We start from the raw sequence: 24,976 nt of genomic DNA on the forward strand, positions 1-24,976 counted from the left end.
AGCTCGCGGCCCATGCCCAGGCGCTGGCTGCCCTGACCGGTGAAGAGGAAGGCGAGCTTGCCGGAGACCGGTGATCCCTCGACCACACCGGCCGACGTACGGCCGTCCGCCAGCGCCGCGAGGCCGGCCAGCAGCCCCTCACGGTCAGCGGCGAAGACCGCCGCCCGGTCCTCGAACAGCGCCTTGCCCGACGCCAACGACCACGCGACATCGAGCGGACGCGCATCCACCGCGGACAGCACGTACGACTCAAGCTGACGCGCCTGCGCCCGCAGGGCGTCCTCACCCTTTGCCGAGAGCACCCAGGGCACCATCGGCAGCGCTACGCCCACGCCCGGTACCTCTGTCACGTGGGTGACCGGCGGCTGCTCGATGATCGTGTGCGCGTTCGTGCCGCTGATGCCGAACGAGGACACGCCCGCGCGGCGCGGGCGGCCGGTCTCCGGCCACTCCACCGCATCGGTCAGCAGGCGGACATCGCCCGCCTCCCAGTCGATCTGCGAGGAAGGCGCGTCCACGTGCAGCGTCTTCGGCAGCACTCCATGCCGCATCGCCATGATCATCTTGATCACACCGGCCACACCGGCAGCAGCCTGCGTGTGACCGATGTTCGACTTGATCGAACCGAGCAGCAGCGGCCGGCCCTCCGCCCGCTCCTGGCCGTACGTCGCCAGCAGCGCCTGCGCCTCGATCGGGTCACCCAGCCGCGTACCCGTACCGTGCGCCTCCACCGCGTCCACATCCGCGGTCGACAGACCCGCACCGGCCAGCGCCTCACGGATCACCCGCTGCTGCGACGGCCCGTTCGGCGCCGTCAGACCATTGCTCGCACCGTCCTGGTTGACCGCCGAACCACGCACCACCGCCAGCACCGGATGCCCGTGCCGACGCGCGTCCGACAGCCGCTCCACCAGCAGCATGCCCGCACCCTCGGCCCAACCGGTCCCGTCCGCACCCTCCGCGAAGGACTTGCAACGACCATCGGTCGCCAGACCACGCTGGCGGCTGAAGTCAATGAACGTCTCCGGCGTCGCCATGACCGCGACACCGCCGGCCAGTGCCATGTCGCACTCGCCGTTGCGCAGGGCCTGGATCGCCCAGTGCAGCGCGACCAGCGACGAGGAGCACGCCGTGTCGACGGTGACCGCCGGGCCCTCCAGGCCGAAGGTGTAGGCGATACGGCCGGAGGCGATGCTGCCGGCGTTCCCGGTGCCGAGGTATCCCTCGACGCCCTCGGGCAGTTCGTCTCCCGCACCGGCGCCGTCTCCGATGCCGATGCCGCTCACGTAGTCGTGGTACATGACGCCGGCGAAGACGCCGGTCCGGCTGCCCCGCATGGACATCGGGTCGATGCCCGCCCGCTCGAAGGCCTCCCACGAGGTCTCCAGCAGCAGCCGCTGCTGCGGGTCCATCGCCAGGGCCTCGCGCGGGGAGATCCCGAAGAACGCCGGGTCGAACTCCGCCGCCTCGTGCAGGAAGCCGCCCTCACGCGTGTAAGAGGTACCCGCATGGTCCGGGTCCGGGTGGTAAAGCGCCTCTCCGTTCCAGCCGCGGTCCGTCGGGAACGCGGTGATGCCGTCCCCGCCCGAGGCGACGAGCTGCCACAGGTCCTCGGGCGTCCGCACCCCACCGGGGAAGCGGCAGCCCATGCCCACGATCACGATCGGGTCGTCCGCCACACCCGCAGCGATCCGTACCGGCGTCCGCCGACCGTGCTCAACCCGGTCACCAGCTCCGCTGGTCACGGCGAGTTCGGCCAGGAGGTGGCGGGCCAGTGCGACAGGGGTCGGGTAATCGAAGATCAGCGTGGGCGGCAGACGCAGACCCGTCTCCGCCTTCAGCACGTTCCGCAGCTCCACGGCCGTCAGGGAGTCGAAGCCCAGATCCCGGAAGGCACGCTCGGCATCCACCGCACCCGCACCCGAGTGACCCAGCACCACGGCAACCCGCCCGCAGACCAGCTCCAGCAGCACACCCTCCCGCTCGGCCACCGGCAGCCCCATCAGCCGCGCGACCAGCGGCGAACCACCCTCCGCACCACCGTCCCGCCGTTCCACCATCCGACGCGCCGGAACCCGTACCAGCGCCCGCAGCAGCGCGGGCGTCGAACCCGCAGCCACCGCCTGCGCCCGCAGCACCGCAACATCCAGGTGCATCGGCAGCAGCACCGCCGCATCCACCACCATCGCCGCATCGAAAAGCGCCAGGCCCTCGTCGGCCGCCAGCGCGCCGACCCCGTCCCGAGCGATGCGCCGCAGATCGACCTCGTCGAGCCGACCCGCCATACCGCTGCCACCGCTCTGCGGGGCCCACAGGCCCCAGGCGAGCGCCGTCGCCGGCAGCCCCTCGGCCCGCCGCTGCTCGGCCAGACCCTCCAGGAACGCGTTCGCCGCAGCGTAACTCGCCTGCCCCGCAGCACCGAACGCCGCAGCCGCACCCGAGAACAACACGAAAGCATCCAGGTCCAAGCCCCTGGTCAGCTCATGCAGGTTCCAGGCCGCATCCACCTTCGGACGCAGCACCCCCGCCACCCGCTCCGCCGTCAACGAAGCCAGCACACCGTCATCCAGCACACCCGCCGTGTGCACCACACCAGTCAGCGGATATTCAGCCGAAACACCATCCAGCACAGCGGCCAGCGCATCCCGGTCAGCGATGTCACACGCCACCAGATCGACATGCGCACCCAGCCCGACCAACTCCGCAACAAGCTCATCCGCACCCTCGGCCGCCGGACCCCGACGGCTCGTCAACAACAGCCGCTCCACCCCGAACGCCGTCACCAGATGCCGGGCGAAAAGCCGGCCCAGGCTGCCCGTGGCACCGGTCACCAGCACCGTCCCCGACGGACCGAAACCAGCCTCCGCCCCAGCCCCGCTCTCCGAAGACAGCACACGCACCAGACGCGGAACACTGACCACACCCGCCCGGATCGCCAGCTCCGGCTCACCCGAAGCCAACGCAGCCGCGACAGCCCCGACCCCATCACCATCCAGATCCACATCCAGATCCAGCATCACCAGCTGCCCCGGATTCTCCGACTGCGCCGACCTCAGCAGACCGCGCACCGCGCCACCCGCCAGATCCCTCACACCCGCACCGGCCCCAACAGCCACCGCACCCGACGTCAACCACACCAGACGCATACCGGCGAACCGCTCATCCGCCAGCCACCCCTGCACCAACTCCAACGCCGCACCGACCGCCCCATGGACAGCCTCCACGACACCCTCAGCCGACACCCCGACAGACGGAGCAACGAACACCGCGTCCGGAACCGGCTCACCCGCCTCCAACGCCACCGCGAAGGCGTCCACATCGGCGTACTCGGTGACCTGGACGACGCCCGTGCTTCCGAGGCCCATCTCGTCCCGGCCCAGCACCGCCCATCGCAGCTCCCCGACGGGAGCCTCCTGCGGGGCCGCAGCCGTCCACTCCACGCGGAACAGCGACTCCACGTGAGCGGCACCCGCCGCGTTGACCTGCTCGGCAGAAGCCGGACGCAACGTCAGCGACTCCACCGCCGCAACCGGCCGCCCCGACCCGTCCGCCACCCACAACGCCAGCGCACGCTGATCACCCGCACCCGTTGCCACCAACCGCATCCGCAGCGCCGAAGCACCCACCGCATACAGAGAGACACCGGCCCACGAGAACGGAAGCAGCGCACCCGAATCGGCCTGCCCTGACGGGTCGCCGTGGCCGATGGCGTGGAGTCCCGCGTCGAGCAGTGCCGGGTGCAGTCCGAACCGGGACGCGTCTCGGCGCCCGTCCTCCGGCAGCAGTACCTCCGTGAACAGGTCGTCTCCGCGCCTCCAGGCGGCCTTCAGTCCCTGGAACAGCGGCCCGTAGGAGACACCACCCTCCGCCAGCTCCGCGTAGAGCCCGCTGACGTCGACCGGTACCGCGTCCACCGGCGGCCACACCGCCAGCTCACCGAACTCCGCCGCAGCCTCGGAACGCGCACCACTGGCCAGCACACCCGACCCGTGACGCGTCCACAACTCCTCCCCCACCACATCCTGACGCCGCGAATACACAGCGAACGCCCGCCCACCACCCACAGCCGGCGCCTCCACCACCAACTGCAGCTGGACACCACCCCGCTCGGGCAGCACCAGCGGCGCCTCCAGCGTCAGCTCCTCCACCACATCACAACCGACCTGGTCACCAGCACACAACGCCAGCTCCACAAAAGCCGTACCCGGCAGCAGCACACCACCATGAATCACGTGATCGGCAAGCCAGGGATGCGTCTCCAACGACAGACGACCCGCAAGCAACACCCCACCCGAATCAGCCAGAGCAACCGTCGCACCCAGCAACGGGTGCGCCGCGTCACCAAGGCCGATCGACTCCGGATCCCCACCCGCGAAAGCCACCGCACTGGGCCAGAACCGCTGCCGCTGGAACGCATACGTCGGCAGATCCACCCGCCGCGCACCCGTACCGGCGAAGAACGCCGACCAATCGACGTCCACACCCTCTGCATGCACCTGCGCGAGACCGCCCACCAGGGACTTCGCCTCAGCCCGGCCCTTGCGGAGCACGGGCACGAAGACGGCGTCCTCGTTCACGCACTCCTGCGCCAGCGCCGACAGGACCCCGTCAGGACCGAGCTCGACGTACGTCGTCACACCCGCGCCCTCCAGGGCCCGGATCCCATCCAGGAAGCGCACAGCATCCCGCACATGCCGGACCCAGAACTCGGCCGAGCCCATCTCGTCCGAGACCAGGGCACCGGTCAGGTTCGACACCACCGGGATCCGCGGAGCCGCGAAGGTGATGCCCTCCGCCACCTGGCGGAAGTCGTCCAGCATGCCGTCCATGTGCGGCGAGTGGAACGCGTGGCTCACGGTCAGCCGCTTGGACTTGCGACCGGCGAACGCCTCCACGACCGCAACAGCCGCGTCCTCGTCACCGGCGATCACGACCGAACGCGGACCATTGACGGCGGCGATGCTCACCCGGTCCGTCAGCAGCGGCAGGACCTCGTCCTCCGACGCCTGCACCGCGATCATCACGCCACCACCCGGCAGCGCCTGCATCAACCGCCCGCGCGCCGCCACCAGCGCACACGCGTCCTCCAGCGACAACACACCCGCCACATGCGCGGCAGCGATCTCACCGATCGAATGCCCGGACACGAAGTCCGGCGTCACCCCCCAGGCCTCGACCAGCCGGAACAGCGCCACCTCCACCGCGAACAGCGCGGGCTGGGTATAGCCGGTCTGGTCCAGCAGCTCCGCGTCCGCCCCGAACATCACCTCGCGCAGCGAGAGTTCCAGATGTCCGTCCATGCGGGCGCAGACCGCGTCCAACGCGTCCGCGAACACCGGGAAGGCCTCATACAGCTCACGCCCCATCCCCAGGCGCTGGCTGCCCTGCCCCGTGAACAGGAAGGCGGTGCGGCCGTCACCGGCCGTGCCCGTCGTCGTCCGGGGTGTGGGCTCGCCGGCAGCAAGGCGCGTCAGTGCGTCGCGCAGGCCCTCGCCGTCGTCCCCGGCATCCGCGACGAGGACGATGCCCGCCCGGTGGTCGAGGTGGGCACGGCTCGTGGCGAGGGAGTAGGCCAGGTCGAGGGCGTCCGGGTGCCCCGCGCCGTCGGCCGCCTCCAGGTGCGCGGTCAGGGCCGCCGCCTGGGCCCGGACGGCCTCCTTGGTCTTGCCGGAGAGGAGGTAAGGGAGGACACCGGCCGGGCGTACGGCCGGCAGCGCGTCGGGGGTCTCGGACGGCTCGGCGTCCGGGGCCTGCTCGATGATGGTGTGCGCGTTGGTGCCGCTGATGCCGAAGGAAGAGACGCCCGCGCGGCGGGGGCGGCCGGTCTCCGGCCACTCCATCGACTCGGTCAGCAGCTCGACCTCACCGGCCGACCAGTCGACGTGCGGGGTCGGCGCGTCCACGTGCAGGGTCTGCGGAAGCACCCCGTGCCGCATCGCCAGCACCATCTTGATGACACCGGCCACACCGGCAGCAGCCTGCGTGTGCCCGATGTTCGACTTGATCGAACCGAGCAGCAGCGGCCGGCCCTCGGGCCGGTCCTGGCCGTACGTCGCCAGCAGCGCCTGCGCCTCGATCGGGTCACCCAGCTTCGTACCCGTACCGTGCGCCTCGACCACGTCCACCTCGGCTGCCGACAGACCCGCACTGGCCAGCGCCTGCCGGATCACCCGCTGCTGCGAAGGCCCGTTCGGCGCCGTCAGACCATTGCTCGCACCGTCCTGGTTGATCGCCGAACCCCGCACCACCGCGAGGACCGGGTGCCCGTTGCGACGCGCGTCCGACAGCCGCTCCACGAGCAGCATGCCGACACCCTCACCCCAGCCCGTACCGTCCGCACCCTCCGCGAACGCCTTGATCCGCCCGTCCTCCGCCAGCCCACGCTGACGGCTGAAGTCGATGAAGTTCTCGGGCGTCGACATGACCGTGACACCGCCGGCCAGCGCCATGGTGCACTCGCCCTGACGCAGCGCCTGGACCGCCCAGTGCAGGGCGACGAGGGACGAGGAGCAGGCGGTGTCGACCGTCACGGCCGGGCCTTCGAGGCCGAGGACGTACGAGACGCGGCCGGACATGACGCTGCCCGCGTTGCCCGTGCCGACGTGGCCTTCAAGACCGTCCTGTTCGCGGGCCACCAGGGAGAGGTAGTCCTGCCCATTGGTGCCGATGAAGACACCGGCCTGGCTGCCGCGCAGCGTCCCGGCATCGATGCCGGCCCGCTCGAAGGCCTCCCACGCCGTCTCCAGCAGCAGGCGCTGCTGCGGGTCCATGGCCAGGGCCTCGCGCGGCGAGATCCCGAAGAAGTCTGCGTCGAACTCCGCCGCACCGGCGAGGAATCCGCCCTCACGGGCGTACGAGGTTCCCGCCTGGTCCGGGTCGGGGCTGTACAGCCGGTCCAGGTTCCAGCCGCGGTCGGCCGGGAACTCGGCGACCGCGTCGGTGCCCTGGGCGAGGAGGCGCCAGAGGTCCTCCGGCGTCCGCACCCCACCCGGGAAGCGGCAGCTCATCGCCACGATCGCGATCGGGTCGCCGTCGACGGCCGAGGCGACGGGCAGCAGGGCGCCGGATACCGAGACGCTGCCCACGAGCTCGATACGGAGGTACTCGGCCAGGGCTGCGGAGGTGGGGTAGTCGTAGACGAGGGTGACGGGGAGCCGCAGCTCCGTCGCCGCGCCGAGCCGGTTGCGCAGCTCGACGGCGGTGAGGGAGTCGAAGCCCAGCTCCTTGAAGGCGCGTTCGGCACCCACCGCTTCGGCGCCGCCGTGACCGAGTACGGCCGCGACGTGCGTACGGACCAGGTCCAGGAGCTCCCGCTCCTGCTCGGCGGGCGCGAGCACCGCGAGCCGGCCGGACAGGGTGAGCGGTCGCCCGGCGTCCGCGTGCGCCTGCCCGTGGGCCCCGGATGCGGACTGGGCGGAGCGGTTCTCGCGTACGTCGCTCAGCTGGCCGAACAGTGGGCTGGGGCGTACGGCGGTGTGGTGGGAGAGGTACCGCTCCCACTCGACGTCGGCGACCGTGACGGCGACGTCATGGGCACCGACAGCCTGCCGCAGCGCACGGATCGCGCGCTGCGCGTCCATGGGCGGCACGCCGTCGCGGCGCATGCGCGCCTCAAGGGCGTCATCAGCGGCCATACCACCCTCGGCCCACGGACCCCACGCGAGCGAGGTCGCGGCCAGCCCGGCGGCCCGCCGCTGCTCCGCAAGAGCATCCAGATAAGCGTTCGCAGCGGCGTAATTACCCTGACCGGCCGCACCGATGGTCCCGCTCATCGAGGAGAACAGCACGAACGCGGACAGCTCGATCCCGAGCTCGACAGTCAGCTCGTGCAGGTTCAGCGCCGACGTGGCCTTCGCCCGCAGCACGCCCTCGAACCGCTCAGGAGTCAGCGCCTCCAGCACACCGTCATCCAGCACACCCGCGGTATGCACCACAGCCGTCAGCGTCTCGGCCTCAGCAGCAAGCAGCTCCCGCAGCGCCTCCCGGTCAGCAGCGTCACACGCCACCACCGACACCTCGACGCCCGTCTCCGCGAGCTCCGCCGCCAACTCGGCGGCACCCGGCGCATCCACACCCCGGCGACTGGTCAGCACCAGGCGCTCGGCGCCCGCGCCGGCCAGCCAGCGCGCCACATGGGCGCCGAGGGCACCCGTACCGCCCGTGACCAGCACCGTCCCGGACGGCACCCAAGAACCAGCACCACCGGCAGCCGCACGAACCAGCCGACGCCCGAACACCCCGGAGGACCGGACCGCGACCTGATCCTCACCGGCAAGACCACCGGCCAGCACACCGGCCAGCCGGGCCATCGCCCGCTCGTCCCACACCTCGGGAAGGTCCACCAGGCCACCCCAGCGCTCCGGAACCTCCAGAGCGGCAACCCGGCCCAGACCCCACACCTGCGCCTGAACCGCAGAGACAAGGCGGTCCGAACGGCCCACACTCACCGCACCCCGGGTCAGGCACCACAACGGCGCCCCCACCCCGGCGTCGCCCAGTGCCTGCACGAGGGCGGCCGTCGCGACGACTCCCGCGGCCTCGTCCAGCGCCAACAACGACACCACACCAGCCACAGGACCCGTCGCCCCAGCCAGCGCGGCACGCACCGCACCACCCTCGACCACCACCCGAAGGACCTCAGCCCCCCGAGCCGCCAGCCCCTCCACCACAGCCGCCGCCAGGGCATCGTCCTCAGCCGCACCCGGTACGACGACGATCCATGCGCCGCGCGGCGCCCCGGAGGACAGGGCCGCCGCCGTGAGCGGCTTCCAGGACACCCGGTAGCGCCAGCCGTCGACCTGCGCCTGCTCCTGGGTCTGCCGGCGCCACGCCGACAGCGCGGGGACGAAGTCGCTGAAGCTCGCGTCGTCCTCCACCTCCAGTTCGGACAGCAGGGTCACGAGGTCGCCGCGCTCCACGGCGTCCCAGAAGCGTGCGTCGACCCCGTCGGCCCCGGCGTCCGCCAGGGCCCGCGCCGGGCTTCCGCCGGCCAGGACCGGCTCCGGCCAGAAGCGCCGACGCTGGAAGGCGTACGTCGGCAGTTCCACCCGCCGCGCACCCGTACCGGCGAAGAAGGCGGACCAGTCCACCTTCGCGCCCCGCACGAACGCCTGGGCGACGGCGCGGACCAGGGATTCCGCCTCAGCCCGGTCCTTGCGGAGCACGGGCACGAAGACGGCGTCCTCGTTCACGCACTCCTGCGCCAGCGCCGACAGGACCCCGTCAGGACCGAGCTCGACGTACGTCGTCACACCCGCGCCTTCCAGGGCGCGGATGCCGTCCAGGAACCGCACGGCATCCCGCACATGCCGGACCCAGAACTCGGCCGAGTCCATCTCATCGGAAACGATCGAACCAGTCAGGTTCGACACCACCGGGATACGTGGGGCGGCGAAGGTGAGGCCCTCCACCACCTGGCGGAAGTCGTCCAGCATGCCGTCCATGTGCGGCGAGTGGAACGCGTGGCTCACGGTCAGCCGCTTGGACTTGCGACCGGCGAACGCCTCCACGACCGCAACAGCCGCGTCCTCGTCACCGGCGATCACGACCGAACGCGGACCATTGACGGCGGCGATGCTCACCCGGTCCGTCAGCAGCGGCAGGACCTCGTCCTCCGACGCCTGCACCGCGATCATCACGCCACCACCCGGCAGCGCCTGCATCAACCGCCCGCGCGCCGCCACCAGCGCACACGCGTCCTCCAGCGACAACACACCCGCCACATGCGCGGCAGCGATCTCACCGATCGAATGCCCGGACACGAAGTCCGGCGTCACCCCCCAGGCCTCGACCAGCCGGAACAGCGCCACCTCCACCGCGAACAGCGCCGGCTGCGTGAACTCCGTACGGTCGAGGGTCTCCCCCTCGGCCCCGAAGATGACGTCCATCAGCGGCACGTCGAGCCGGCTGTCGAACCGCGCGCAGACGGCGTCCAGCGCGTCCGCGAAGACCGGGAAGGTCTCGTACAGCTCACGCCCCATGCCGAGGCGCTGGCTGCCCTGCCCCGTGAAGAGGAACGCCAGCCCGCCACCGGCGACCTCGCCCTGTACCAGCCCCGGCACCTGATCTCCGGCGGCGATCCCGCGCAGGCCGGCCGTCAGCGCCTCGTGGCCCTCGGAGCCCGCGAGCAGGACGGCCCGCGTCTCGAACTTCGACCGCTGGGCGGCGAGCGAGTACGCGGTGTCCGCCAGGGCGGCCTGCGGGTCGCCGCTCAGCCAGGTGGCGAGCTGCGCCGCCTGGGCGCGCAGCCCGGCGGGGTTCTTCCCGGTGACGACGACGGGCAGGACGGGTGCGGTGCCACGGGTCGGGGCGTCGGGCGCCGCGACCTCCTCCGCTTCCGAGATCGGGGCCTGCTCGATGATGGTGTGCGCGTTGGTGCCGCTCAGGCCGAATGAGGACACGCCCGCGCGGCGCGGGCGGCCGGTCTCCGGCCACTCCATCGACTCGGTCAGCAGCTCGACCTCACCGGCCGTCCAATCGACGTGCGGGGTCGGCGCGTCCACGTGGAGGGTCTGCGGAAGCACCCCGTGCCGCATCGCCAGCACCATCTTGATGACACCGGCCACACCGGCAGCAGCCTGCGTGTGCCCGATGTTCGACTTGATCGAACCGAGCAGCAGCGCCCGGCCCTCCGCCCGGTCCTGCCCGTACGTCGCCAGCAGCGCCTGCGCCTCGATCGGGTCACCCAGCTTCGTACCCGTACCGTGCGCCTCGACCACGTCCACCTCGGCCGCCGACAGACCCGCACTGGCCAGCGCCTGCCGGATCACCCGCTGCTGCGACGGCCCGTTCGGCGCCGTCAGACCATTGCTCGCACCGTCCTGGTTGATCGCCGAACCCCGCACCACCGCGAGGACCGGGTGCCCGTTGCGACGGGCATCCGACAGCCGCTCCACGAGCAGCATGCCGACACCCTCACCCCAGCCCGTACCGTCCGCACCCTCCGCGAACGCCTTGATCCGCCCGTCCTCCGCCAGCCCACGCTGACGGCTGAAGTCGACGAAGGCGTCCGGGGTGGACATCACGGTCACGCCACCGGCGAGCGCCATGGTGCACTCGCCCTGACGCAGCGCCTGAACGGCCAGGTGGAGGGCGACGAGGGACGAGGAGCAGGCGGTGTCGACCGTGATGGCCGGGCCTTCGAGGCCGAAAACGTACGACAGGCGTCCGGAGACCACGCTCGCCGCGTTGCCGGTGCCGACGTGGCCTTCGAGGCCGTCGGCCTCGCCTGCGACGAGGGAGAGGTAGTCCTGCCCGTTGGTGCCGACGAAGACGCCGGCCCGGCTGCCCTTCAGTGCGGCGGGGTCGATGCCGGCGCGCTCGAAGGCCTCCCACGCCGTCTCCAGCAGCAGGCGCTGCTGCGGGTCCATTGCCAGGGCCTCGCGCGGCGAGATCCCGAAGAAGTCGGCGTCGAAGTCGGCGACGTCGTAGAGGAAGCCGCCCTCACGTGTGTGGGACGTGCCCGGTCGCTCCGGGTCGGCGTCGTAGAGGCGTTCCAGGTCCCAGCCGCGGTCGACCGGGAACTCGGCGACCGCGTCGGTGCCCTGGGCGAGGAGGCGCCAGAGGTCCTCCGGCGTCCGCACCCCACCCGGGAAACGGCAGCTCATCGCCACGATCGCGATCGGGTCGCCGTCGGTCTCCACCGCCATCGGCAGTGCGGCGTCCACCGTCGGCGCGCTGCCCACCAGCTCGCCGCGCAGGTACTCGGCCAGGGCGGCGGAGGTGGGGTAGTCGTACACGAGCGTGGTGGGGAGCTTGAGGCCGCTCGCCGCGCCGAGGCGGTTGCGCAGGTCGACGGCGGTGAGGGAGTCGAAGCCCAGCTCCTTGAAGGCGCGTTCGGCACCGACGGCGTCCGAGCCCTCGTGTCCGAGGACGGCGGCGACCTGGGTACGGACCAGGGCGAGCAGCTCGCGCTCCTGCTCGGCCCGCGGCAGCTCGGCCAGCTTCGCGAACGTCGCACCCGCGACGTCGGCGCCCGTCACCACGGTTCCGTGACCGGTGATCGCAGCCTCGCCCGCCGCGGCGACGGTGACGAAGTCACGGATCAGCGGGTTGGGTCGGACGGCCGCCACTACGGCCGCGTACCGGTCCCAGGCGATGTCCGCGACGGTCAGCGCGGTTTCACCTGCGCCCACGGCCTGCGCCAGCGCGGCGATCGCCGCGTCGGGAGCCATCGGCGGTACGCCGTCGCGGCGCATGCGCGCGTCCATCGCCTCGTCGGCGGCCATACCGCTGCCTGCCCACGGACCCCACGCGAGCGAGGTCGCGGCCAGCCCGGCAGCCCGCCGCTGCTCCGCAAGAGCATCCAGGTAAGCGTTCGCAGCGGCGTAATTACCCTGACCCGCCGCACCGATGGTCCCGCTCATCGAGGAGAACAGCACGAACGCGGACAGCTCGATCCCGAGCTCGACAGTCAGCTCGTGCAGGTTCAGCGCGGAGACCGCCTTCGCCCGCAGCACGCCCTCGAACCGCTCAGCAGTCAGCGCCTCCAGCACACCGTCATCCAGCACACCCGCGGTATGCACCACAGCCGTCAGCGTCTCGGCCTCAGCAGCAAGCAGCTCCCGCAGCGCCTCCCGGTCAGCAGCGTCACACGCCACCACCGACACCTCGACACCCGTCTCCGCGAGCTCCGCCGCCAACTCGGCGGCACCCGGCGCATCCACACCCCGGCGACTGGTCAGCACCAGGCGCGCGGCACCCGCACCGGCCAGCCACCGCGCAACCCGACCACCCAGAGCACCCGTACCGCCCGTGACCAGCGCAGTCCCGGACGGCACCCAAGAGCCCGAGCCCCCGGCAGCCGCACGAACCAGCCGACGCCCGAACACACCCGAAGCCCGGACCGCGACCTGGTCCTCACCGGCAAAACCACCCGCCAGCACACCAGCCAGCCGGCCCATCACCCGCTCGTCCCACACCTCGGGAAGATCCACCAGGCCACCCCAGCGCTCCGGAACCTCCAGAGCAGCAACCCGGCCCAGACCCCACACCTGCGCCTGAACCGCAGACACCAGACGATCCGAACGACCCACACTCACCGCACCCCGGGTCAAGCACCACAACGGCGCCCCCACCCCGGCCTCACCCAACACCTGCACCAGCTCAGCCGACGGCACCACACCCGCAGCCTCATCCAGCGCCAGCAACGACACCACACCAGCCACAGGACCCGTCGCCCCAGCCAGCGCGGCACGCACCGCACCACCCTCGACCACCACCCGAAGGACCTCAGCCCCCCGAGCCGCCAGCCCCTCCACCACAGCCGAGTCATCCACACCACCGGCCGGAACAACCACCAGCCACACCCCGGAAAGCCGCGCACCCCCCACGGAGTCCGCCACCGGCTTCCACGTGTCGCGGTAGCGCCAGCCGTCCACCTCGGACTGGGTCCGCACCCGGCGGCGCCAGGCCGACAGGGCCGGGACGACCTCGCTCAGCGGCTGCTCCCCGTCCGCGTCCAGTTCCAGCGCGGCGGCGAGCGCGGCCACGTCCTGGTGCTCGACCGCGTCCCAGAACTCGGTGTCGGCCGGGTCGCTCCCGTAGCCGGACGTGTGGGCCGACTCGGTCTCCGCCGTGCGGGAGTTCATCCAGTAGCGCTGCCGCTGGAAGGCGTACGTCGGCAGTTCCACGCTCCGGGCGCCGGTACCGGCGTAGCAGGCGGCCCAGTCCACGTCCGTGCCCCGGACGAACATGCGGGCGACAGCGTCGAGCAGGGTGGCCGGCTCGGAGCGGCCCGCGCGCAGGGCGGAGGCGAAGCCCGGGTTGGCGGGGTCCTGCGGGTCGGTGACCAGGCAGTCGTGTGCCATGGCGGTGAGGACGGGGTCGGGGCCGAGTTCCAGGAAGGAGTCGGCGCCGCGGGCCCGCAGGGTGCGGACGCCGTCGAGGAAGCGGACGGCCTCGCGGACGTGGCGGACCCAGTGCTCGGGATCGGCCAGTTCGGCGGCGGTGGCCGTGGTGCCGGTGAGGAGGGAGACGACGGGGAGGGTGGGTGCGGCGTAGTCGAGGACCTGCGCCACGCGGCGGAACTCGTCGAGCATGGCGTCCATGTGCGGCGAGTGGAAGGCGTGGCTCACCGTCAGCCGCTTGGACTTGCGATCGGCGAACGCCTCCACCACGGCAACGGCGGCGTCCTCGTCACCCGCGATCACCACCGACATGGGCCCGTTGACGGCGGCGATGCTCACGCGCTCGGTCAGCAGCGGCAGGACCTCGTCCTCCGACGCCTGCACCGCGATCATCACGCCACCACCCGGCAGCGCCTGCATCAACCGGCCGCGCGCCGCCACCAGGGCGCACGCGTCGTCCAGGGAGAAGACACCCGCCACGTGCGCGGCGGCGATCTCGCCGATCGAGTGTCCGGCGACGAAGTCGGGCTTCACGCCCCACGATTCAACGAGCCGGTAGAGGGCGACCTCGATCGCGAAGAGGGCCGGCTGGGTGTAGCCGGTCTGGTGCAGCAGGGCGGCTTCGGGGGTGCCCTCCTCGGCGAACAGGACGTCGAGGAGGGGGGTGTCGAGCTGCTCGTTCAGGTACCAGCAGGCGTCGTCGAGGGCGTCGGCGAACACCGGCTGGGTCTCGTACAGTTCGCGGCCCATGTCCAGGCGCTGGCTGCCCTGGCCGGTGAACAGGACGGCGGTGCGTCCGGTGGCCGGGGCGGCGTGGACGACGGCGGGGGTATCGGTGGCGTCGGCGAGGGCGTGCAGGCCGCGGCGGAGGGCGGCACGGTCGTCGCCGAGGACGACGGCGCGGTGGTCGAAGCGGCCGCGGTTGGCGGCGAGGGAGTGGCCGATGTCGAGGGGGTCGGCGTCGGGGTGGGTGTCGAGCCAGTCGGCGAGTCGCCGGGCGGCGGCGCGCAGGGCCTCGGGGGTCTTTGCGGACAGTGCCCAGGGCAGCGGTCCGGACGGCTCGCCCGCCTCCCCGGCCGTCTGCCCGGAAGGCCGGTCCGCCGCTCCCGTCTCTCCGGCCGTTTCGCGGTCTTCGGCGGGCGGTTCCTCGATGATGCCGTGGGCGTTGGTGCCGCTCATGCCGAAGGAGGAGACGCCGGCGCGGCGCGGGGTACCGGTCGCGGGCCACTCGACGGGCTCGGTCAGCAGGGAGACCGCTCCGGCCTCCCAGTCGACGTGCGGGGTCGGCGCGTCCACGTGGAGGGTCTTGGGGAGCAGGCCGTGGTGCATGGCCATGACCATCTTGATGACGCCGGCGACGCCGGCGGCGGCCTGCGTGTGTCCGATGTTGGACTTCAGGGAGCCCAGGCGCAGCGGCCGGTCGGCGGGGCGGTCCTGGCCGTAGGTGGCCAGCAGCGCCTGTGCCTCGATCGGGTCGCCGAGCTTCGTGCCGGTGCCGTGGGCCTCGACGGCGTCGACGTCGGCGGCGGTGAGGCCGGCGTTGGCGAGGGCCTGGCGGATGACGCGCTGCTGGGCGGGGCCGCTGGGGGCGGTGAGGCCGTTGCTGGCGCCGTCCTGGTTGATGGCGGTGCCGCGGACGATGGCGAGGACGCGGTGGCCGTGGGCGCGTGCGTCGGAGAGGCGTTCGACGAGCAGCATGCCGGCGCCCTCGCCCCATGCGGTGCCGTCGGCGGCGGCCGCGAAGGGCTTGCAGCGGCCGTCGGGGGCGAGGCCGCGCTGACGGCTGAAGGAGACGAACGAGCCGGGGCTGGCCATGACGGCGACGCCGCCCGCGAGGGCGAGGGAGCATTCGCCGGAGCGCAGGGCCTGGACGGCGAGGTGCAGGGCGGCCAGGGAGGAGGAGCAGGCGGTGTCGACGGTGACGGTGGGGCCTTCGAAGCCGAAGGTGTAGGCGATGCGGCCGGAGGCGACGCTGGCGGCGTTGCCGGTGACGAGGTAGCCCTCGAACCCGTCGGTGGCGTCTTCGAGCCGGGGTCCGTACTCCTGGGTTTCGGCGCCCACGAAGACGCCGACCTGGCCGCCGCGCAGTGCGGCGGGGTCGACTCCGGCCCGGTCGAACGCCTCCCAGGAGGTTTCCAGCAGCAGGCGCTGCTGCGGGTCCATGGCGAGGGCTTCGCGCGGGGAGATTCCGAAGAATGCGGCGTCGAATTGGTCGGCGTCGTGGAGGAATCCGCCTTCGCGGGCATAGCTGGTGCCGGATCGGTCGGGGTTCGGGTCGTAGAGGGAGTCGAGGTTCCAGCCGCGTCCGGTGGGGAATGCGGAAATGGCGTCGGTGCCGCTGGCGACGAGGTCCCAGAGCGCTTCGGGGGAATGCACGCCGCCGGGGAATCGACAGCCGATTCCGACGATGGCGATCGGTTCGTCGCTGCTGATGGCGGCGGTGACGGGGGCCTCGGCGGGGGTGGTCAGGCCCAGGAGCAGGGCGTGGATCCGGCGGGCGAGGTGGGCGGGGGTGGGGTGGTCGAAGGCCAGGGTGACCGGCAGGCGCAGGCCGGTGGCCGCCACGAGGCGGGCGTGCAGGTCGACGGCGGCGAGGGAGTCGAAGCCGAGGTCGAGGAAGGAGCGGTGGGGGTCGAGCACGGTGGGCGCGTTGTCGCGCAGGGCGGCGATGACGAGGGCGGAGACCCGCTCAAGCAGTGCGGTGTGCTGTTCGCCCTCGGTCAGCCCGGAGAGGTCTTCGTACCACTGTTGAGGGCTGTCGCTGTTGCTGATGTCCTGGGTTTCGCCGGCCTCGGGGGCGCCGTCGATTTCGGCTGCGAAATCCTGGGACTCGTTCAACATCGCGCGCTCCATCACTCCGTGCAGAGAAACCTAAGACCGGTTATGACCCTGGCACGGGGAGTGGTGGCGCAGAAACCCCTAACGGTCCCCTAGGGGCCCCTATGCGGGGATCCTGTTTTTACGCTGCACCTATGCGAGTTGCGACCGCATCATAATGCCCGTGAAGAGCGGCGGGCGCAAGAATTCGGGAAATTCGAATCCCCTGGGGCCCCTAAGGGCCCCCTAGGGCGCGGGCGTACGAAACGGAGGGGCGGCCGGGGGGGGACCGCCCCTCCGTTTCCGGGGGTGCGCCAGTTGGTCGGTGAGGGTGCGCGGGCGGCCGGGGCCCGGGCTGTCAGTGCCGGGCGGGGGCCCGTTCGACGAAGGGGGCCAGCAGGCCCGGTACGGCGTCCTCGGCGAGGGCGAGCCCGTCGGAGACGGCCACGTCGCGGACCTTGTAGACGCCGCTGCCGGCGGCCGTGGCGGCGCCCAGGGTGAGCAGGCCGGCTCGGCGCTGGAAGGCGGAGCGGGTGATGGTCCAGCCGATGATCCCGTCGCGCTGGAGGGCGGCGGTGCGGCGGGTGAAGGTGCCGGACCGGGTCACCAGGTAGGGGCCGTGGACGGCGTGGCCGAGGCTGCGGTAGGCGTCGAAGGCGAAGGCCGCTCCGGCGCAGAACAGGACGACGGCGGTGATCCAGCCGGTGTGTACGAGGACCGGGGTGAGCCACAGCCCGAGGCCGACGAGGGGGGCAGCGATCAGGACGGACCAGATCAGGGCGCGGTTGAGCCTGCGCCGCAGGGCGGCGCGGGGGTGCGGTGCGAGCTGGGCCTCGGTGGTCGGGGAGACGCGCTCGCCGAGGACGTCGGCGGCGATCGACTGGGCCAGGGCCCGCGGTACGGGCGGGGTGAGGCGGCTGCGGCTGCTGTTCTCGTCCTCGTCGCCGAGGCCGCTGGCGACGGCCTTCAGCCGGGCGCCGCCGGCCCAGCGCAGCAGCAGGGGTTCGGCGACCTCCGCGCCGCGCAGCCGCTGCTCCTCGATGCTGACGGAGCGGGTGATGAGCAGGCCGCGGCGGACGCGGAGCAGGCCCGTCTCGGGGCGGTCGAGGTGGTAGCCGCCCCAGCCCTCTATGAAGGTGGCCGTCGAGCCCGCGACGCCGATCACGACGATGACGGCGAGGGTGAGCAGGATCCCGTACCAGAGGGGCAGGGAGCCGAAGCGCTCCTCCAGGTCCTTGACGACGCCGAGTTCGAGCGGGTCGACCTTCATCTCGTGCAGGGTGCGGTAGACGGAGCCGACGGCGATGAAGACACCGCCGACGCCCCAGAGGGTCAGGGGCGCGTAGCGCAGCCAGGCCCAGTCGAGCCGGGCGAGGGTGGCGTCGTCGTCGGGGTCGGCGGTGGCCAGGCCCTGGCGGGCGTGGCGCAGTTCGCTGAGCCGGCGCCGCAGTTCCTCGGCGTCGTGGACGCTGAGGCCGTCGAGGGACAGGCCGCCGCCGGAGGTGGCCTGGTCGCCGGTGGCGATCTTCAGGGAGGTGAGACCGAAGACCCGGTGGAGGGGGTTGGCGGTCAGGTCGACACTGCGGATCCGGTCGACGGGGATGGAACGTTCGCTGCGGAAGAAGCGGCCCTTGTGGAGTTCCACCCGGTCGTCGGTGATGCGGTACCGGGTGGTGATCAGGCGCATCACGCTGATACCGGCGATGACGAGGCAGGTGATGAGGAACGAGGCGCAGGTGATCAGGACCTGGAGGTTGATCTCGCCGCCGGTGAGGACGGTGGTGGCGGCGAAGGTGGCCAGCGGTGTGGCCACGACGCTCAGGTTGACGAGGAAGAGCCGGGGGTTGAGGCGGCCCCACTCGTCGGTCTCGGTCTGGTCGGCGGGTCGTACCGCGCTGTCCGGTGTCACGTCGCGTCCCCCGGTACGGCCTGGGTGGCCCTGGTGAGCTTCTCCACGAGCTCGGTGGCGGTGCGGTGGTCCAGGCCCTTGATCTTCACGGCGCCGGCGGAGGAGGCGCTGGTGGCGGTGATCCCGGAGAGTCCGAACAGCTGCTGGAGCGGGCCGCGGAGCATGTCGACGGTCTGGACCCGCGAGAGGGGCACGACCCGCCACCGCTGCCAGAGCCAGCCGGAGGCGGCGTAGACGGCCTCGTCGGTCATCTCCCAGCGGTGCACCCGGTAGCGCCAGACGGGCATGATGCCCATGAAGAGGAGCCCGGGGACGAGTGCGACGAGGAAGAGGGGTCCGAAGACGAAGCGGGCCGGGGTGATGAAGAGCCAGAGCACGCCGAAGGTGATCGGGAGCGGCAGGGCGAAGAGGGAGGACTGGAGGGTCCACCAGCCGATGGCACGGGTCTCGACCCGGTTGCGAGGCGGACGGAGCCTCAGTTCTTGGTTGTCTAGCACTGCGTCACCCTGGTTCCTGGAGAATCTTGGATCGTCGCCGGTCAACTCGTACCGGATGGTTTTCAGTTCGCTTTCCGGTCGGCCGCGACCGGTTCCCGCTCGGTCGGTACGGCGCGCAGCCGGGACAGCAGGACTGCGGCCCGGGCCACCACCATGGAGAGCGACATCAGGGCGAGCGAGCTCGTGAGGGCCTCGCCGCCGCTGAGTTGGTAGTCGGCGGTGAAGCGCGTGATGCCTGCGCCGTACCAGTGCTCGCAGCCGTAGGCGAAGAGGATCTGGGCTCCGAAGAGGAGGGCCCAGATCGCCGCGTGGCCCGGTCCGCCGACGCTGCGGACGTCTCCCGCAGGGTCTCGGTGGGCGGTGAGCAGGGAGCTCGCGACGAGTCCGCAGATGGCGCCCACGCCGATGCCGGCGAGGTGCAGCGACATGTCGTTGCCGGCCGTCGGGAAAGAGTGTACGCAGAGACCGGTGACGACGGCGGCCACCAGTGTGGGGCCCGCGATCCTCAGGGCGGTGATGCGCCGGTTGCCGGAGTCGGTCGCGAGGATGAAGGCCAGGATCGTCGCGCTGGTGATGACCGCCGTCGTGAACTGGCCCACGTGACCGAACCCGCCCTTTCCGCACTGCCTCGAAAACCGTTGTCGCGGTTCTCCTTCCGCTGCTTCCAACGTAGGCGGGGCGCCGCGGCCCGGGTGCCGACCGATCGGTGGGACCGGCTGTCAACCGTTCGACGGACACGGGCGGGGCTCGTGGTAGGACTGGTGCCGTGCACATATACACGCAGGAGGAGGTCCCGTGGAAGGGCCCCGGTCGCGGGCTCGACTCCGGGGGCCGCTGGTTCGGCCTGTGGGACGGCTATTTCGCCGTCTCCTACCTCGTCACGGTCGTCTTGTTGTTCGCCTCGGGTGAGGACCAGGTCCACCGGGCCCTCGCGATCGGTGCGCTGACGCTGATCGTGCCCTGGTACGCGGGTCTCGGCCGCAGGCCGATGATCGACCGGACGAAGGGGCGGCGCAATCTGGTCTTCTCCGCCGGTCTGTTCCTGCTGTTCGCCACCTCCAGCACGCTGGACCTCGGGGGTTCCTTCGCGCTGTTCGCGGTGGTCCCGATGCTGATGATGAGCCTGCCGATGCCGCCGGCGATCGTGCTGGTCGTCCTGGCCAACCTGTGGCCGGTGACGGTGGTGTGGCTACGCGGCGGGGAGTTCGACCCGCACATCCTCTCGGTGCTGCCGATATCGTTGCTGGGCATCGCCCTGTCGGTGCTGCTGGGCCTGTGGATCACGCGGGTGGTGCAGCAGAGTTCCGAGCGGGCCGAGATGATCGACGAGCTGCGGCGCAGCCGCGAGCGCGAGGCGCACCTGTCCCACCAGGCCGGCATCTCGGCCGAACGGGAGCGTCTGGCGCGGGAGATCCACGACACCCTGGCGCAGAGCCTGACCAGCATCATCAGTCTGGTGCAGGCCGCCGAGTCGGAGGTGGTGGACAACCCGGCGCGGGCGCACGAGCGGCTCGGGCTGGCAGGGCGGGTGGCCCGTGACAGTCTGGCCGAGGCCCGGGGTTTCGTCTCGAAGCTGACTCCGCCGGCGCTGCGGGAGAGCTCGCTGGTGCAGGCCGTACGCCGGCAGGCCGACCTGCTGCGCGAGGAGACGGGGCTGGTGGTGCGGTGCACGGCCGGGGGCGAGGAGCAGCCGCTGCCGATGGTGGTGAGCGTGGTGCTGCTGCGTGCGGCGCAGGAGGCGTTCGCGAACGTGCGCAAGCACGCGCGTGACGCCCGGGAAGTGGAGGTACGGGTGGCGTACGCGCCGCGGGAGGTACGGCTCGTGGTGCGGGACGACGGCGCGGGCTTCGCGGTGGACGCCTGCCGGGACGCCGGGCCCGAGGAGGCCGGGGACGACGCGCACAGCGGGGGTTTCGGGCTGCTCGGCATGCGGGCCCGGGTGGCGGAGATCGGTGGAACGGTACGGGTGGAGAGCGGCCCGGGTGAGGGCACGACCGTCGAGGTGACGGTGGCGCTGGGCCCGGTGGGAGAGGAGTCGGACGATGACTGAGCGCGACCCGATCGGGGTGCTGCTGGTCGATGACCACCCGGTGGTGCGGGAGGGCCTGTCGGCGATGCTGGAGCTGGACCCGGGCATCCGGGTGGTGGGGCAGGCCGGCTCGGGCGAGGAGGCGGTGGTGCAGGCGGGCCGGCTGCGGCCGGACATCGTCCTGCTCGACCTGCGCATGGGCGCGATGGACGGGGTGGCGGCGACCGGGCACATCCTGCGGGAGTCACCGCGCACCAAGGTGGTCATCGTGACCACGTACGAGGACGACGCCGACATCCTGCGCGCGGTGGAGGCGGGTGCGGCGGGCTATCTGCTGAAGGGCAGCTCGCGCGAGGAGCTGGTGGGGGCGGTGAAGGCGGCGGCGCGCGGCGAGACGGTGCTGACGCCGTCGCTGGCGCCGAAGCTGTTCCGGGCCCGGGTGGCGGAGCCGCCGGTGCTCTCCGAGCGGGAGCGGGAGGTCCTCCAGCTGGTCAGGGAGGGCCGGACCAACGCGGACATCGGGCGGCGGCTGTTCATCAGCGAGGCGACGGTGAAGACGCATCTGCTGCGGTCGTTCAAGAAGCTGGCGGTGTCGGACCGTACGGCGGCGGTGATGGCGGCCCTGGAACGGGGCCTGCTGTCCTGACCGCCGGGCGCCCCGGCGCCCGGCGCGGGTGCGGCCGGGCCCGGACGCACCCGCGCCGGGCGGGCGCGGCCGGGCAGCGCCGTGCGGGGGCCGGGTGCCCGGGGTCGCACGGCCTCGGGCACCCGGCCCCCTTTTTTCTTGCATCGGGCCCCCCGCACGGGGCCCGCGTCGGGGGCTGCCTCAGGCGATGCCGGGCAGACTGAGGTCCCACAGCCGGCCGGGCAGGTCGCGGCGTCGTTTGACCTTCAGCTTGCGGTAGATCCGGGTCAGGTGCTGTTCGACCGTGGAGACGGTGACGTAGAGCTTCGTGGCGATCTCGCGGTTGGTGTGGCCGCGCGCCGCCAGCAGTGCCACCCGGGCCTCGGCCTCGGACAGCACCTCGGCCTCCTTCGGCGGTTCCGCCTCGCGCCCGGCCACCACGGGAGCGCTCTCCCCGTCGCCCCGGCCGGGGGTGAACTCCTCGCACAGCGGCTGCGCCCCGCAGGACTTGGCGACGTGCCAGGCCTTGCGTACGAGCATCCGGGCCCGGTTGAAGTCGCCGGCGGCGCGGTAGGCGCTGCCCAGCTCGCCGAGGGTCCGGGCCAGCTGGAGCCGGTCCTCTCCCTGCTCCAGGGCGTCCACGGCCTCGGTGAGCCGCTTCAGCCGGTAGGCGAGGTCGCCGCTGGTGCGGGCCAGCGCGAAGAGCAGGGCCCCACGCGGCCTGCCGCCGGCCGGGACCGCCTCGCGTTGGCGCTGCTGCTCCACGTACTCCCGGGCACGCGCCACGTTGCCGATGGCCAGCCACGCCTCGGCGGCGTCCAGCCGCCACGGCGCCGGTTCGGCGGCCTCCATGTCCCAGGCCCGCATGAGTTCCCCGCAGGTGAGGAAGTCGCGCAGGGCGGCGTGGTAGCGGCCGGTGGCGAGGTGGCAGCGGCCCCGGGCGCGCAGGTAGTGCAGGCCGAGCCGGGTCTCCAGCATGGCCTCGGGCACGGGCTGTTCGAGCAGGCTCATGGCCTCGTCGATGTTGCCCATCTGGGTCTCGGCCTCGATGAGGACGCCCAGCGGCAGGGCGACGCCCACGCCCCAGCACTGTACGGAGATCAGGGACATGGACTGGCGGGCCTGGGCGGCCGCACCCGGCAGGTCGCCCTGGCGCAGGGAGACCTCGGCGCGCACCGCGCCGAGCGCCGCCTGCCAGGTCGGCGCGTTGTGGGCGGAGCACTCGCCGAGCAGCCGGTCGATCCAGGTCAGGGCAAGGTCCAGGCGGCCGGCGTAGACGAGGGTCAGGACGGCCAGGACGAGGGGGGTCAGGGTGCGGTCGCTGAGGTGGTAGCGCTGCAGGACCCGGGTGGCCTCGGCGACGGCGGCTTCGCCGTGGCCGCCGCGCAGCGCGGTCCGCATGGCCTCGGCGGCCGGTACGTGGGCGTCGTCGGGCATCTCGTGTGCGGCGGTTCCGGCGAGGCGGCCGGTGGCCGGGGTGCGGGTCGGGCCGGGGACGGCGGCGTTCGCGGGCTCGGCGGTGGCGGTGGCGAAGACGTCCCGTACCGGGGGGCTGATGACGCAGAGCCAGTCCTGGGCGGCGGCGAGCGTACCGGGTTCGTAGGCGAAGGGGTGGCCGCTCTCGCGCGCCTGGTCGGCGTCGCTCTGCAGGCGGCGTATCTCCTCGGCGGCATGCCGGGCCTCGCCCATCCAGGCCAGGCAGGACACGGCGTGCAGGAGGTCGCGGTCGGTGAGCCGGCCGGCGCAGAACTCGCGGGAGAGCTGGCGCAGGTGGCTTTCGGCGGCGACCGGGCTGCTGCGCCAGACGATGCTGACCAGGCGGGACTTCAGGGCGGTGCGCAGGGAGCCCTCGGGGCAGGAGTCGACGGCCAGTTGCCCGCAGCTGAGGGCGAGTTCGGGGTCGCCCTCGACGAGGGCGTATTCGGCGGCGTCCTGCAGGAGGGGGATCGCCCAGTCCTCGACGGGCTTGCGGGCGGCCAGCAGGTGGCGGGCCACGTCGAGGGCGGCGGCGCCTTCCTGGTGCAGCAGCCGCGCGGCGCGCTGGTGGAGGGCGGACAGCGCTCCGGGCGGGGTCGCGGTGAGGACGGCACTGCGGGTCGCGGCCTCGCGGAAGGCGCCGTCGCGCAGGATCCCGCAGCGTTCCAGGTCCTGGAGGGCCAGTTCGGCGGTCTTGACGTGTACGTCGGTGATGCGGCTGAGGAGGGCGGGCGGGCAGGCGTCGCCGAGGACGGCGATCCCCCGGGCGACGGCCGGCATCTCGGGGTCGCCGCGGTGGAGGCAGTCCAGGACGGCGCGTTCGAAGGTCTCGGCGGGGCGCAGTGGCTGGAAGGGCTCGCTGTCGCCGAGGGCGGCCAGGCCGTCCTCCAGCAGCGCCTTGACCAGCAGCGGGTTGCCGCCGGTGGCCTGCTGGCAGTCGGCGGCGAGGCGCTGTGCGGCGGCGCCGGTGAAGTGGCCGGCGAGCAGGCGGCCGGTGCCTTCGGTGCTGAGCAGGGGGAGGCGCAGGGTGGTGCAGTTGGGCTGGCGCTTGAGTTCGGCGTGGAAGTCGAGTTGGGCGGGCAGCAGGCGGACGGCCTCGGTGAGGACGATCAGGACACCGGCCTGGCGGACCCTGCGGGCCAGGCAGAGCAGGAAGGCGCGGGAGAGTTCGTCGCCGTGGTGGACGTCGTCGACGGCGATGACGACGGTGCGGTCCCGGGCGATCCGCAGGAGCGAGGCGCAGACGTGGGGCAGTACGCGCATGCCCGACTCGACGGCGCTCGCGGCGTCTTCGCCGTCCGTCGCGCGGTCGCTGACCGCGTCGAGCAGGGCGGTGGCCTCGGCGTGGACTGCGGGGTCCAGGGGGGCGGCGCTGTCGAGGATGCGGCGCAGGATGCCGAAGGGGAGGTAGCGTTCGGCGCGGGAGCCGGCCGCTTCGAGGACCAAGGCCCCTTCGGACAGGGCGTGTTCGGTGAAGCATTCGAGCAGGCTCGTTTTACCGCCGGCGATGGCTCCGCTGATGACGGCGACGCGTCCGCGGCCCCGGCGGGCGCTGTCGAGCAGGTCGCCCAGCGTCTCCCACTCGTGCTCGCGCTCGACCAGCCTTGCCTCCACGCTGTTCCCTTCACCCGGACTACCTGAGCCTGCCCTGCCCTGCACTGCTTCGTGCCTCCTCGCGCCCCGCCGGGCGGGCGGGGTGGTTCGGGGTGGCCCGGGGCGCGCCCGGCTCCCCTCCGTGCGGGAAGGGGGTGCCGGGCGCGCCTCGGGTCCCGTTTG

At 72.4% G+C, this 24,976-nt stretch carries 7 protein-coding genes (1 of these 7 cut by a window edge); 2 read left to right on the forward strand and 5 right to left on the reverse strand.

Annotated features, from left to right (window positions below):
- The 4 genes from SLAV_RS08290 to SLAV_RS08305 form a co-directional block, all read right to left on the reverse strand.
- A protein-coding gene (locus SLAV_RS08290) for a type I polyketide synthase (RefSeq protein ID WP_100661264.1) crosses the window boundary here: on the reverse strand, positions 1–16,688 show its beginning. 17,650 nt of this gene lie to the left of the window's left edge; the window shows 16,688 of its 34,338 coding nt (coding positions 1–16,688); it begins with the start codon at positions 16,686–16,688; its stop codon lies beyond the left edge, outside the window.
- A gap of 334 nt (positions 16,689–17,022) precedes the next feature.
- Positions 17,023–18,573: a PH domain-containing protein gene (locus tag SLAV_RS08295; protein ID WP_037688210.1), complete on the reverse strand. Its 1,551-nt coding sequence runs from the start codon at positions 18,571–18,573 to the stop codon at positions 17,023–17,025.
- A complete protein-coding gene (locus SLAV_RS08300; RefSeq protein ID WP_030237368.1) occupies positions 18,570–19,070 on the reverse strand; it encodes a PH domain-containing protein in 501 nt (166 codons plus the stop codon). The genes SLAV_RS08295 and SLAV_RS08300 overlap by 4 nt, the downstream gene beginning before the upstream one ends.
- A 62-nt stretch (positions 19,071–19,132) precedes the next feature.
- Complete coding sequence (locus SLAV_RS08305; RefSeq protein ID WP_030237370.1) at positions 19,133–19,669, reverse strand: hypothetical protein; 537 nt, start codon at positions 19,667–19,669, stop codon at positions 19,133–19,135.
- A gap of 167 nt (positions 19,670–19,836) precedes the next feature.
- On the opposite strand from SLAV_RS08305, the gene SLAV_RS08310 reads away from it, so the two are divergent.
- A complete protein-coding gene (locus tag SLAV_RS08310) occupies positions 19,837–21,120 on the forward strand; it encodes a sensor histidine kinase (RefSeq protein WP_063760352.1) in 1,284 nt (427 codons plus the stop codon).
- The gene (locus SLAV_RS08315) at positions 21,113–21,745 is read left to right on the forward strand and encodes a response regulator (protein WP_030237376.1); all 633 of its coding nucleotides are present in this window, start codon (positions 21,113–21,115) and stop codon (positions 21,743–21,745) included. Before SLAV_RS08310 ends, SLAV_RS08315 begins: the two co-directional genes overlap by 8 nt.
- 180 nt (positions 21,746–21,925) lie before the next feature.
- Here the strand turns inward: SLAV_RS08315 and SLAV_RS08320 are convergent, their stop codons facing one another.
- Positions 21,926–24,814 carry a helix-turn-helix transcriptional regulator gene (locus SLAV_RS08320; protein WP_234333808.1) on the reverse strand — a complete coding sequence of 963 codons (2,889 nt, stop codon included), beginning with the start codon at positions 24,812–24,814 and terminating at the stop codon, positions 21,926–21,928.
- Positions 24,815–24,976 lie beyond the last annotated feature (162 nt).

Origin of the sequence: Streptomyces lavendulae subsp. lavendulae (assembly GCF_002803845.1) — a bacterium.
In the GTDB taxonomy this organism is placed as follows: Bacteria; Actinomycetota; Actinomycetes; order Streptomycetales; family Streptomycetaceae; genus Streptomyces; species Streptomyces lavendulae.